General features: G+C 69.7%; 8 protein-coding genes and 1 pseudogene. 3 read left to right on the top strand and 6 right to left on the bottom strand.

Translation table 11 applies throughout. The features are described 5' to 3' along the window. Positions 1–93 precede the first annotated feature (93 nt). On the bottom strand, positions 94–1509 hold the full coding sequence (gene pyk / locus VLK66_RS22925; protein ID WP_325311819.1) for a pyruvate kinase: 1416 nt from the start codon (positions 1507–1509) through the stop codon (positions 94–96). 498 nt (positions 1510–2007) lie between these two features. On the opposite strand from pyk, the gene VLK66_RS22920 reads away from it, so the two are divergent. After that, a complete protein-coding gene (locus tag VLK66_RS22920) occupies positions 2008–2331 on the top strand; it encodes a hypothetical protein (RefSeq protein WP_325311818.1) in 324 nt (107 codons plus the stop codon). A 117-nt stretch (positions 2332–2448) separates the two neighbouring features. Here the strand turns inward: VLK66_RS22920 and VLK66_RS22915 are convergent, their stop codons facing one another. The 4 genes from VLK66_RS22915 to ppdK form a co-directional block, all read right to left on the bottom strand. Next, entirely contained in the window at positions 2449–4236 is a 1788-nt protein-coding gene (locus VLK66_RS22915; protein ID WP_325311817.1) for an erythromycin esterase family protein, read from the bottom strand. A gap of 185 nt (positions 4237–4421) precedes the next feature. Further along, entirely contained in the window at positions 4422–5048 is a 627-nt protein-coding gene (locus VLK66_RS22910; RefSeq protein ID WP_325311816.1) for an ATP-dependent Clp protease proteolytic subunit, read from the bottom strand. Positions 5049–5231: 183 nt separating this feature from the next. Further along, positions 5232–6671 carry an ATP-binding protein gene (locus tag VLK66_RS22905; RefSeq protein ID WP_325311815.1) on the bottom strand — a complete coding sequence of 480 codons (1440 nt, stop codon included), beginning with the start codon at positions 6669–6671 and terminating at the stop codon, positions 5232–5234. 220 nt (positions 6672–6891) lie between these two features. Then, the gene (gene ppdK / locus VLK66_RS22900) at positions 6892–9567 is read right to left on the bottom strand and encodes a pyruvate, phosphate dikinase (RefSeq protein WP_325311814.1); all 2676 of its coding nucleotides are present in this window, start codon (positions 9565–9567) and stop codon (positions 6892–6894) included. Positions 9568–10008: 441 nt separating this feature from the next. On the opposite strand from ppdK, the gene VLK66_RS22895 reads away from it, so the two are divergent. Further along, entirely contained in the window at positions 10009–10491 is a 483-nt protein-coding gene (locus VLK66_RS22895) for a hypothetical protein (protein WP_325311813.1), read from the top strand. A gap of 260 nt (positions 10492–10751) precedes the next feature. Here the strand turns inward: VLK66_RS22895 and VLK66_RS22890 are convergent. Next, positions 10752–11921 (bottom strand): annotated as a pseudogene (locus VLK66_RS22890) (aldehyde dehydrogenase family protein); the annotation flags it as partial. Between VLK66_RS22890 and VLK66_RS22885 the strand changes: the two are divergent. Continuing rightward, positions 11902–12617: aldehyde dehydrogenase family protein (locus VLK66_RS22885; RefSeq protein ID WP_325311812.1), on the top strand; the 716-nt coding region annotated here is incomplete at its 3' end. The pseudogene VLK66_RS22890 and the gene VLK66_RS22885 sit on opposite strands and share 20 nt — an antisense overlap.

Raw genomic sequence — 12617 nt, 5'->3', positions numbered from 1 at the left:
CGAAAGTGCGAGAGTGAACCCCCCCCGCACCGCCGCATCGTCCCACGCGCCGTCTACTTTCGCACTCTCGCACTTTCGCACTCTCGCACGTCGTCACACCACTTCCACCTGCAGCAGGTTCGTCGTCCCCGGCACGTGCATGGGGTAGCCGGCGGTCACCACCATGCGGTCGCCGGGATTGGCCAGGCCGCGCTTCACCGCCTCCTCGCGCCCGCACGCCAGGTTCTCCTCGAAGGTCGACTCGGGGGTGCAGAGGATGGGGATCACCCCCCACACCAGCGCCAGCTGGTTGTAGGTGCGCGTCTGGTCGGTGAGCGCCAGCACCGGCACCGGCGGGCGGAAGGAGGAGACCACGCGCGCCGTGCTCCCGCTGCTGGTGAAGGTCAGGATCACCGGCGCGCCCATCCGCCGCACCGCCTCGGCCGTGGCGCCGGCGATGGCGCGCGCGGTGGTGATCTCGCCGTCGGATTGCTCCAGCGGGAAGTCGTAGTGCGGGCCACCCTCCAGGATGTGCGAGCTCTCGATCTCCTGCGCGATGCGCGCCATGGCCTGCACCGCCTGGATGGGGAACTTCCCCGTGGCCGTCTCGGCCGAGAGCATCACCGCGTCGGTGCCGTCGATGATCGCGTTCGCCACGTCGCTGGCTTCCGCGCGGGTGGGGCGCGGGTTCTCGATCATGCTCTCCAGCATCTGCGTGGCGGTGATCACCGGGCGGCCGCTCACGTTGCACAGCTGGATCATGCGCTTCTGCGCCAGCGGCACCTGCTCGAAGGGCAGCTCCACCCCCAGGTCGCCGCGCGCCACCATCGCCACCGCCGACGCCTCCACGATCGCCTGCAGGTTCTGCAGCGCCAAGCCCTTCTCCACCTTGACGACGACGAGCGGTCCGCCGGGGGGGATGCGGCGCGTCAGGTCCAGCACGTCCTCGGCCGAGCGGACGAAGGAGAGGGCGATGTAGTCCACCTGCTGCTCCAGCGCGAACTCCAGGTCGCGCAGGTCCTTGGGCGTCAGCGAGGGAACGGAGATGCGGGTGGTGGGGAGATTGATCCCCTTGTGCGAGGTCAGCTCGCCGCCGTGGATGACGCGCATCGTGACGCGCGGCGGCTGCACGTCCTCCACGATCAGCTCCATCAGCCCGTCGGCCAGCAGCACCACCTCGCCCACCTCCACGTCGGCCGCCAGCTCGGCGAAGGTGGTGGGGAGCTCGCCCGGCCCGGCGACGGCTTCGGGGGCGAAGGTCACGCTGTCGCCGGGCTTCAGCTCCACCGGCTCGGGGAGGGAGCCTACGCGGATCTTGGGGCCCTGCAGGTCGCCCAGCACGGCGATGGGGCGCCCGCACTCCTTCGAGGCCTGGCGCACGTTGCGGATGGTTTCCGCGTGCCGGTCCAGGTCACCGTGCGAGAAGTTGATGCGCGCCACGTCCATCCCCGCCTCGATCAGCGCGCGGATGCGCTCCGGCGACCACGACGAGGGGCCCAGCGTGCAGACGATCTTGGTGCGTCGAACCATCGGTCCATCCAGGGGCGGCGAGGGAACCGCCGCGCGGCGGCAGGGAGCGTACCCGCGCGGAAACACGCGCGCGGGGAATCCGCCCACAAACTGCCCCCCGCCGCGCCGGAGCGGCAAGGGGCGCGCGGGGATTTTGTTACCGGTGCTTCCAATTCGATCGGGAAGTGCCAAGTGCCAAGTGCCAAGTGCCAAGTGCCAAGTGCCAAGTGCTGAGTGCTGAGTGCTGAGTGCTGAGTGCTGAGTGCCGAGTCCTGAGTGCGGAGTGCGTTGCCGGTACACCCCGTCGCCTCCCCTGAAGACGTCATCCTGAGGCCGGCCACACCGAACCCGCGTCAGCACCAGACTCTGCAGGCCGAAGGATCTGTGGCCGGACCAGCACGTCACCTACGGACGAGCACGAAGGGCGGGTCCGCGGTTCTGCACGGAAGACGGAGCCCGCACCAGCGCGGGCCGGCGGTTTGCGTCAGCGGAAAGGCAACCAACGGCGGAAGGACGGAGATGGCGAAGACGGTGTGGTGCGTGTTCGAGCGGCTGCCGCACGAGAAGTGCCCCTTGCTGTCGGCGGTGTGCGCGTCGGCGGAGGTGGCCGAGGAGATGGTGGAGATGGCCCGCCGCGAGAAGGAGGCCGACGGCGAGCCCGCGAGCGACTTCACCGTCACCCCGTGGACGGTGCTGGACCGCCAGGTCCGCAAGATCGACCGCGCCGACCAGATCAGCCACATCCTGGACCCCATGCGCGGCGCCCTCGCGTACCCATCCGTCAACGGGGGCGACGATGACGGCACCACCGCGAAGAAGCCGCGCCGGGCGAAGAAGAGCTGACCGCCGTAATCGAGGAGGCACCATCGCCTCCGAAGTCGCCACGATGGTGCGGCGCGAGTCCGCGAAGGCGGACTTTGTGCAGTTGTTGCAGCGAATTCCTTCGCCCTTCCCTGCCTTTCACCGCATCGGCCCGCGCGGCAGCGGGCGCGACGGGGTCGTCTGGTCGAAGTAGACGAGCGCGTCGAAGTAGCGGGCGACGGGCGTGTCCCGGAACGGGTGCTCCATCGCCCCGGCGCCGATCGAGCGGAACGCGTGGGGAGCGGCGAGCCAGGCGCCGTTCTCCTCCTCCGCCGCGCCACGCAGGTCCAGCACGAACCGCGGCATCCCCGTGGAGCGCAGCACCGATTCCACGCTTCCCGCCTCCGGCGCGGCCGCGGGGTACGACGCCAGCCCGCGCGGCCCGATGGCCGTGTACTCTCCCTCGCCGAACGCGAAGCCGAACACGCGGTAGGCGCTTCCGAACCGGTGATCGAGGTGCGCGCCCATCGCCCCGGGCGCGCGGGAGACGTGCCCGTTGTGCGCCCACAGCACCATCCGCGTCCCCGTGGGGTGGTGCGCCGCGATCCAGGCCACGTTCTCCGCCATGCTGCTGTCTCGCGACGCAGGACCTGCCAGCATCGTCCTCGCCGCCTGCTCCACGATGCGCGCGTTCTGCTCGGCCCAGTCCACCTGCATCGTGTCGAACCGCGCGAGATAGGTGGTTCGGTTCGCCGCGAGGTGGGCGAGCACCCGCGCGGCCGCGTCCCGCCATACCCGCGCCTGGACGGAGTCGGCGCGTCCCCCGCGCCGCACCGCCTCGAACGCGCTCGTCGCGATTGCGGACGCGCTGTCGGCCTGCGGCAGGAACGCGGGGTCGGCGCGGGCGACGAAGGCACGCACGCTGTCCGCCGCGACGCCCGGGAACTGCATGTCGAATCCCCAGAACTCCACCCGTCCCCGGCCGGACGCGTTGTACGCGCGCATCCACTCCATCAGCGCCAGCACCTCCTCGGTGTTCCACGTCCAGAAGTACAGCCCGGCGAGCGCCGCGCGCGGGTCGCCGCGGCCGGTCAGCACGTATTCGTTCACGCGCCGCGCCTCGGGCATGTTGGCCTCGATGGTGAACACGGTCACGCCCTCGCGCTCCACCATCCACTGCACCAGCCGGTGCTTGGCGCGGAAGAACTCGCGCGTGCCGTGCGTCCCCTCGCCCAGCGCGACGATGCGCGCGCCGGCGACCAGCGGACGGAGCGCGCGAAGATCGGCATCGTCCCCGCCAGGCGCGTCGGTCCGCAGGGGGATGGCGTGCCGGCGCACCCACGCGGCCTGCGCGGGCGTCGCCTCCCACGCGCGGGCCGTCGCCGGATCGTACGGCACGCCGTCCAGCGCGATCTCCACGTCGTCGAACCACGCCGTTCCGTCCCCGTTGTCCAGCGCGCCGAAGATGACACCGGTGGCCGCGCTGTCCACCGGCAGCTCGATCTCGTACCGCGTCCACGGGCTGGTTCCGGACGCGCCGCGCCCCGCCATGTTGTCGAAGGCGAGCGAGCGGTTCCCCGGCCCGTCCACGCGCATCCAGAACGCGGCCTGCCCGCGCGTCACGCCCTCCGTGCGGATCCATCCGCGCAGCCGGACCCGCTTCCCCCGTGCGGCGGAGACGGGAATGACCTGGTTCGCCACCGCGAATCGCGTCGCCGCCGAGGTCTGCCGGATGCGCAGGCTCAGCCGGCCGCCGTGCGCCGCGACGCTGTCCAGCTCGGCCGCGTACCCCGCCGGCGCGCCGACGGACCACGTGGCCGGGCGAGTGGGATCCAGGAGCGAGCGCTCCTCGAACCCCAGGTTCGCGACGGTCTGCGCCCGCAGCGAGACGGCCGGGCTGGCGAGCGCGATCAGCAGGGCGCAGCAGGTTCGGAGGAGATTGGACATGAGACGATCGGAACAAGGGAGATGGGAACCGTCCGCTTTCGCCGAAGCTTCAGGAATCGAACCGCTCCGACCAGGGATGCAGGCAGATCCCGGAGAGACGAGCCGATCGCCCGAAACGCCGCGGGGCCGTCCTCCCCCTTGGAAGGACGGCCCCGCGGCGATTCCCATCTACCGGACCCGCCGGATCAGTCCAGCTCGTCCACGCTGTTGATCACCTTGCCGACCAGGCCGTACTCGATGGCCTGCTTCGCGTCGAGCCAGAAGTTGCGGTGCGTGTCGGTCTCGATGCGCTCGAAGGGCTGCCCCGTCTCGCGCGCGAAGATCTTGTTGATCCGCTCGCGCATGCGCAGGATCTCGCGTGCCTCGATCTCCACGTCGCTGGCCATGCCGCTGGTGCCGCCCGCCGGCTGGTGCAGCAGGAAGCGCGTATTGGGCAGCGCGTACCGGTCCTCCTGCGGCACCGACACGTAGATCAGCGCGCCCGCGCTGGCCACCCACCCCGTCCCCACCATCCGCACGCGCGGCTTGATGAAGCGGATCACGTCGTGGATGGTGTCGCCGCTCTCCACGTGCCCGCCCTGCGAGTTGATGAAGATGGTGATCGGCTTGTCGCCGTCGGCCGCCATCGCCAGCAGCTGCCCCATCACGTGCGACACCAGCTTCTGGTTGATCTCGCCGCTGATGATGAGGGTGCGGGCGTCGAACAGACGGTCGCGCACGGCATCGGTCATCGCCGCCGCGTTGCGCTCGGCGCTGTTCGGCTCGGGCTTCTGCTCGGGGGTTTCGTCCCCTTCTTCCTGTAGCCTGTACATTGTCCCCGTTTTCGCTGTCAGCCAGTCTGCACCCGGACGGCGCAAGATACACAGGCGGGCGCCGCCGGAACAGCGCCCGCCCGCCGCCGCGCGCGCAGGGCGCAGGTTCGGTGCCGCGGCAACAAGTGCGGGAGTGCGGCCGGAGCGCCCGCGGCTCCCCGAGGTGCCTGGCCGAACGCCGGGCTAGGAGAACGTCTGGCGCACGGGAGAGCGGAGGTCTTCTCCCGAAAAGAAGAGGGTCGCTCCCGCCTCGGCTTCAAGCAGGACTTCGTCATCCCCCTCGCCCCGTCCGCTGAACAGCGCCGTGTGGATGTGCGTCACGCCGCCGAACTCGGCCGCCACCGCGTGTGCTCGCTCACGCAATGAGCGCAGGTGGGCAGCCGTCACCCGGCCCCACTTGCACTCGCCGACCAGAAGATCACCCTTTCCACCGATTGCCACGACGTCCACCTGGTTCCGGGACGCGCCGTCCCACCACTCGCCCAGCCGCACGGGCCTGAACGGCAGCCGGTCGCCCCGCCGGACGAAGTCGCGGCACATTTCCTCGAACACCAGCCCCATGTAGTCGTCGAGGGCGGGGGAGACAGCCTCGTTCCAGAGTTGCTCCGGCGCGACCAAGCCCAGCGTTCCCGCGTTCACGAGCGGTGCGATCAGCCTGTGCCAGAATGCGACGTAGGGATCGATGATCCGGTACACCGCGCGTTTCGAACGCTGCGGATTCCTTTCCGTCACGGGCGCCACCCGGGCAATGACCTGCATCTCCTCGAGCCACCGGATCGCCCGCTGGAGCGTTCCGCCGACCCGGCCCACGCGCTTGGTGATCCCTCCCCAGGTCTGCTCTCCGCCCGCGATCGCCTCGATGATCGAATAGTGCACATGCGCATCCGCGGTAAATGCGTCCAGCATGTGCTGCGCCTCGTCCACGAGCCGTCCGCTGGGCGTAAGCAGCGCATCGGCCACATTGGCCCCAAGCGGCCGTGCGGCATCGATCAGGGAAAGGTGACCGGGAAGATGACCGTACATACCATACGCGATCATCTGGTCCCGCACGCTCCAGCCGGGCATGAAGAGCGCTGCTTCCGCGAGGCCGAACGGTCCCACGACCAGCTTGGCGGTACGACGGCCGTACAGGGGCTGGTCCACCTCCTCCAACTGGTTCATCGCGCTGATGTATGATCCACTCAGCACCAGCTTGATCTGCGTCTTCGGCCAGGCGTGGTCCCACAAGCTCTGAATGATGGACGTCAACGCCGGCGCTGCGGCAGCCAGGTACGGAAACTCGTCGAGCACGAACAGGAACGGGCTCCCGTCCGCGCGCCGCGTGATGTACCCGAACAGGTCTTCCCACGACGGGAACGCGATCCCCGCCTGCAGCGCCGCATCGTCGAAGTGCTGCCCTATCACCCGCGTAAGGCCGGCGAGCTGCTCCGCTTCCGTCCTTCGCGTCGCCTGGTAGTAGATGCCTCCAACCTGCTGGGCGAACCGCGTCAGCATGAAACTTTTCCCCGCGCGGCGGCGGCCCATGACGAAGACGAGGTCCGGCCGCGGCTTGCGCCAGAGACTTTCGAGCGTCCGCCACTCGGTTTCGCGATCGAACAGATCGTGCGGTCTGGGGCTTTCCATGGGTCTACCGCGCCTCGGGCCTAAACAAAGAACCAGATTTGGTAGTACCAGATTTGGTAGTACCAAATTTGGTAGTTTCGAACGTGGTGACACCAATGTTGATCACCTGCACTTGAAAGTAAAGGGCGCGGTGCGGAATCCGTGATGAAATGCATGCAAGAACTCCGCGGCCAGCCTGGCTGACCGCGGTTTACCGGTGCTGCCGATGGTGCGCCGCGATTCAGTCCGCCGCGGCCAGCTCCTCGCGCTTCTGGACCATCCGCGGCTCCTTGAGGCGCGGGTCGTTGAGGGCGGCGTGCGCGGCGGCCAGGCGCGCGATGGGCACGCGGTAGGGCGAGCAGGAAACGTAGTTCAGCCCCGCGCCGTGGAAGAACTCGATCGACTTCGGGTCGCCCCCGTGCTCGCCGCAGATGCCGAGCTTCAGATCTTCCTTCACCCCGCGCCCCAGGCGGCAGGCCATCTCCACCAGCTTCCCCACGCCGCCGATGTCCAGCGACTGGAACGGGTCGTGGGGGATGATCCCCTGCTCCACGTACAGCGGCAGGAAGCGCCCGGCGTCGTCGCGCGACAGGCCGAAGGTGGTCTGCGTCAGGTCGTTGGTGCCGAAGGAGAAGAACTGCGCCTCGGCGGCGATCTCGTCGGCGGTCAGCGCGGCGCGGGGGAGCTCGATCATCGTTCCCACCATGTAGTCCACGCGCCGGCCCGCGTTCTCGAACACCTCCTCGGCCACCTCGTCCACGATCCTGCGCTGCCGCTTCAGCTCCTCGGCCGTGCCCACCAGGGGGACCATGATCTCGGGGCAGACGGAGACGCCCTCGGCGGCGACGTTCACCGCGGCCTCGAAGATGGCCTGCGCCTGCATCCAGGTGATGTCGGGGTAGGTGATCCCCAGGCGGCAGCCGCGGTGGCCCAGCATGGGGTTGGCCTCGTGGTGCGCCTCCACGCGCGCCCGCAGCTGCGGCGTGGGAATGCCCGTCTTGCGCGACAGGTGCTTGATCTCGGCGTCGCCCTGCGGCAGGAATTCGTGCAGCGGCGGGTCCAGCAGGCGGATGGTGACGGGAAGGCCGTCCATCGCCCGGAAGATCCCCTCGAAGTCGCCGCGCTGCATGGGGAGGAGCCGGGCCTCGGCGATGGCGCGGCCGGTGGGGTTCCCGGCCAGGATCATCTCGCGCACCGCGTCGATGCGGTCGCCCTCGAAGAACATGTGCTCGGTGCGGCACAGCCCGATCCCCTCGGCGCCGAACTTCCGCGCGACCGCGGCGTCGGCCGGGGTGTCGGCGTTGGTGCGCACCTTCAGCGTGCGGAACTGGTCGGCCCACTCCATCAGCCGCATGAACGGTTCGGTCAGCTCGGGATCGACGGTGGGCACCTGCCCCAGGATCACCCGCCCCGTGGTTCCGTCCAGGGTGATCCAGTCGCCCTCGCTCACCGTCTCGCCGCCCACGCTGAAGCGGCCGCGCGCCTCGTCCATCTCGATCGCCCCCGCGCCGGCCACGCAGCACTTTCCCATCCCGCGGGCGACCACGGCGGCGTGGCTGGTCATCCCCCCGCGGCAGGTGAGGATCCCGCGCGCCACCACCATCCCGTGGAAGTCCTCGGGGCTGGTTTCGCGGCGCACCAGGATCACCGGCTCGTGCGCGCCGCGCTCGGCGGCCGCGTCGGGGTTGAAGACGACTTTCCCCGACGCCGCGCCGGGCGAGGCGGGAAGCCCCGTCGTCAGCACCTTCGCGTCCGCGCTCGGGTCCAGCATGGGGTGCAGGAGCTGGTCGAGCTGCTCGGGCGCCACGCGGAGGACGGCTTCGTCGATGGAGATGAGCCCCTCGTCCACCATCTCCACCGCGATGCGCACGGCGGCGCGGCCGGTGCGCTTGGCCGAGCGCGTCTGCAGCAGGAACAGGTGCCCGCGCTCCACGGTGAACTCCAGGTCCTGCGCGTCGCGGAAGTGGCGCTCCAGCTTTTCCTGCGCGTCCAGCAGCTCCTGGTAGGCGATCGGCATCACCTCGGCCATGCGGGCGATGGGAAGCGGGTCGCGGATGCCGGCCACCACGTCCTCGCCCTGCGCGTTCACCAGGAACTCGCCGTAGAACACGCGTTCGCCGGTGGAAGGGTCGCGGGTGAAGCAGACGCCCGTGGCGCTGTCGTCGCCCATGTTGCCGAACACCATGGTGCAGACGTTCACCGCCGTGCCCAGGTCGTCGGAGATGCCGTTCACCTTGCGGTACGCCTTCGCGCGCGGCGTGTCCCACGAGCGGAAGACGGCCTCGATGGCGCCCCACAGCTGCGCCTGCGGGTCGTCGGGGAACGGCTCCCCCGTCCGCTCGGCGACGAGCGTCTTGAACGCGCCGGTCAGCTCGCGCAGGTCGTCCGCGGAGAGATCCGTGTCCTCCTTCACCCCACGCGCTTCCTTGCGCTCGTCGATCAGGCGCTCGAAGTCGGTGGAGGGCACGCCGAGGACGACGTCTCCATACATCTGCACGAAGCGGCGATAGCTGTCCCACGCGAAGCGCTCGTTCTCGGTCGCCGTCGCCAGGCTCGCCACGGTGGCGTCGTTCAGGCCCAGGTTGAGGATCGTGTCCATCATCCCCGGCATGCTGAACCTGGCGCCCGAGCGGACGGAGACGAGCAGGGGATTGTCGCCGCCGCCAAAGGTCTTCCCCGTGGCCTCCTCCACGCGCGCCGTCGCGGACGCCACCTGCTCATGCAGCCCCCCAGGGTAGCTGTGGCCCTGGAGGTAGAGCCTGCAGACTTCGGTGGTGATGGTGAAGCCGGGAGGCACGGGCACGCCGATGCGCGCCATCTCGGCCAGGCCGGCGCCCTTGCCGCCCAGCAGGTCCTTCATGCGGCCGTTCCCCTCGGTCTGGCCGGCGCCGAAGAAGTAGACGTATTGGTCGGGCATGGTGGTGGCTCGGAAAGGGCGGTGGCGGGACTTCTCCGGGTGGGCGGGAAGCGCCCCAACGGCGGCACTCAAGGGCAAGAATGCTGCCGCCGGACGCCGCACGCGCACCGGGAGTTGCAGCCGCGGTGTGAACCGAATCCGTGAACTCAGTTCGTGCATCCTCACCGCATCGACCCGACGTCATCCTGAGGCCGACCACACCGCAACCAGAGCCTACACAATAGATTGCAGGCCGAAGGATCTATCATCTCCGCAGCACGTGATTCGGCGGGGTGCGCTGATTCTTCCGCCGGATTTGTATGAGGGGATCGAGGACAGTGCGCGGGGGCGAGCGGGAGATGGAAAGACGGCCAGGATCGAGCGTGGTGATGGTGCGCACCTCGCCGTGCGGACGGGCGGCGGATACGATTCGGGGGGATTCACGACAGCGATGGAACGTAGATGCGGATGAAGATTCGCTGGATCGCAGGGCTCGCGGCCGCGGTGGCGATGGGGTGCGGGCGCGACCGCACGGTTTCCGATCCCCGGCTCGCGCTGCTGCTGGACGTTCCCGCGCACGTGGCGCCGGGTGACGAGGTGCCGGTGGCGGTGACGCTGGTGAACCGCGCGACGGACAGCGCCCGCGTGGCGGTGGAGGCGAGCGGCGCGCTGGAGCTGGTGGTGGAGAGCGGCGACGGGCTGGAGCTGGTGCGCCAGCCCGCGGAGACGGCGCTCACGTCGAACCCCGACGGGCTCGTGCTCACCCCGCGCGAGATCCGCGGCACCGGCTTCGTGTGGGACCAGCGCGGCGGCGACGGAAAGCCGCTCGCGCCCGGCAGCTACCGCATGCGCGTCGTGCTCCCCCGCCGCTCCGGCGATCTCGCCAGCCCGTGGAAGCCGTTCGTCATCGACCCGCCACGCTCCGGTTCGACAACGAAGAACTGATCGGGGATATTCATCCCGGCCCATGACGCGAAAAGCCCCGGACCGCATACGCGGGCCGGGGCTCTCATCTCACGGGAATCAGAGGAAAGGTCGATGTGTTTCCCTGGCTGACGTGCTGGACAGGGTATGGATCCTTCGGCCTGCAAGGTTCTGTGCGGAAACCGGTTGCAGCGTGGCCGGCCTCAGGATGACGTCGGGGGGGGATCGGTGCGGATCGCCCCCTGTCCCCTGTCCCCTGTCCCCTGTCCCCTCCCCTCTGCCTACTCCTCGCTCATGAACGGGTAGTCGAAGGCGCGGGCCGGGGCGAAGGTCTCCTTCATGGCCCGCGGGCTGATCCAGCGCATCAGGTTCAGGATGGAGCCGGCCTTGTCGTTGGTGCCGCTGGCGCGCGCGCCGCCGAAGGGCTGCTGGCCCACCACCGCCCCCGTCGGCTTGTCGTTGATGTAGTAGTTCCCCGCCGCGAAGCGCAGCAGCCGGTCCGCCTCCACCAGCGCGGCGCGGTCGTTGGCGAACACCGCGCCGGTCAGCGCGTACGGCGTCGTCCGATCGACGATCTCCAGCGTCTTCGCCCACTCGGCGTCGGGGTAGGCGTAGAGCGAGACGACCGGGCCGAACACCTCCTCGCACATCAGCCGGTACGCCGAGTCGTGCACCTGCACCAGCGTGGGCTCCACGAAGTAGCCGGTGCTGTCGTCGAAGCCGCCGCCGGCCACGATCTCCACGTCGCTGGCCTCCTGCGCGTGCTTGATGTAGCCGCTGATCTTGTCGAACGCCTTCCGGTCGATCACCGCGCCCATGAAGTTGCGGAAGTCCGCCGGGTCGCCCACGCGGATCTTCTCCATCATCTCCACGGTCAGCTCGCGCACCTGCGGCCAGAGCGACTGGGGAACGTAGATGCGGCTGGCGGCGCTGCACTTCTGCCCCTGGTACTCGTAGCCGCCACGCACGATGGCCGTGGCCAGCGCGGCCGGGTCGGCGCTCGCGTGGGCCACGATGAAGTCCTTGCCCCCCGTCTCGCCCACCAGCCGCGGATAGCTGCGGTAGCTGGCGATGTTCTCGCCCACCGTCTTCCAGATCGACTGGAACACCGTGGTCGACCCGGTGAAGTGCACGCCCGCCAGGTTGCGGTCGTTCAGCAGCACCCCCGAGGTGGCGACCGGGTCGCCGGGGACGAAGTTGATCACGCCCGGCGGCAGCCCAGCCTCCATCAGCAGCCGCATGATGTACCAGCCGCTGTACATGGCCGTGGCCGCCGGCTTCCAGACCACCACGTTGCCCAGCATGGCCGGCGCGGTGGGCAGGTTGCCGGCGATGGAGGTGAAGTTGAAGGGCGTGACCGCGTAGACGAAGCCCTCCAGCGGGCGGTGGTCCAGCCGGTTCCACTGCCCCGGGGGAGACCGCGGCTGCTCCGTGTACAGCTTCTGCGCGAAGGAGGCCGCCCCCGCCTGGCAGGAGCTCTCCTTCGACGACCGCGCCGCGGTGTTCCTCCGGGCCGCCGACCTGCTCGCCGGGCCGTGGCGGCAGACGCTCAACGCCGCGACGATGCTGGGCCAGAGCAAGACCGCCTACCAGGCCGAGATCGACAGCGCCTGCGAGCTGGCCGACTTCTGGCGCTACAACGTGCACTTCGCCCGGCAGTTGCTCGCCGAGCAGCCGGAGTCGGCCCCCGGCACCTGGAACCGGATCGACCACCGGCCGCTCGAGGGCTTCGTCTACGCGATCACGCCCTTCAACTTCACCGCGATCGCCGGCAACCTGCCCACGGCCCCGGCGCTGATGGGCAACACGGTCCTCTGGAAGCCCTCCCCGACCCAGCAGCTCGCCGCGCACCTGACGATGGAGCTCCTCGAGGAGGCCGGCCTGCCGCCAGGTGTCATCAACATGCTGCCCGGCGACGGCATCGACGTCTCGGCGGTGGCTCTGGAGCACCCCGACCTGGCCGGCATCCACTTCACCGGGTCCACGGCGACGTTCCGGCACCTGTGGCGGGCCACCGCCGACAACATCGAGCGCTACCGCACCTACCCGCGCATCGTGGGCGAGACCGGCGGCAAGGACTTCGTCGTCGCGCACCCGAGCGCCGACCCGGCCGTCGTGCGCACCGCACTGGTCCGCGGCGCCTTCGA

The organism is Longimicrobium sp. (assembly GCF_035474595.1).
In the GTDB taxonomy this organism is placed as follows: domain Bacteria; phylum Gemmatimonadota; class Gemmatimonadetes; order Longimicrobiales; family Longimicrobiaceae; genus Longimicrobium.
Note: the sequence above shows the minus strand (reverse complement) of the source record. Positions and strands in the feature narration are given on the sequence as shown.

Excerpts from the sequence above, each read along its gene's own strand:
- VLK66_RS22905 (WP_325311815.1), bottom strand. The coding sequence starts at position 6,671 with ATGGAAAGCCCCAGACCGCACGATCTGTTCGATCGCGAAACCGAGTGG.
- pyk (WP_325311819.1), bottom strand. The coding sequence starts at position 1,509 with ATGGTTCGACGCACCAAGATCGTCTGCACGCTGGGCCCCTCGTCGTGG.
- VLK66_RS22895 (WP_325311813.1), top strand. The coding sequence starts at position 10,009 with ATGCGGATGAAGATTCGCTGGATCGCAGGGCTCGCGGCCGCGGTGGCG.
- VLK66_RS22910 (WP_325311816.1), bottom strand. The coding sequence starts at position 5,048 with ATGTACAGGCTACAGGAAGAAGGGGACGAAACCCCCGAGCAGAAGCCC.
- VLK66_RS22915 (WP_325311817.1), bottom strand. The coding sequence starts at position 4,236 with ATGTCCAATCTCCTCCGAACCTGCTGCGCCCTGCTGATCGCGCTCGCC.
- ppdK (WP_325311814.1), bottom strand. The coding sequence starts at position 9,567 with ATGCCCGACCAATACGTCTACTTCTTCGGCGCCGGCCAGACCGAGGGG.
- VLK66_RS22920 (WP_325311818.1), top strand. The coding sequence starts at position 2,008 with ATGGCGAAGACGGTGTGGTGCGTGTTCGAGCGGCTGCCGCACGAGAAG.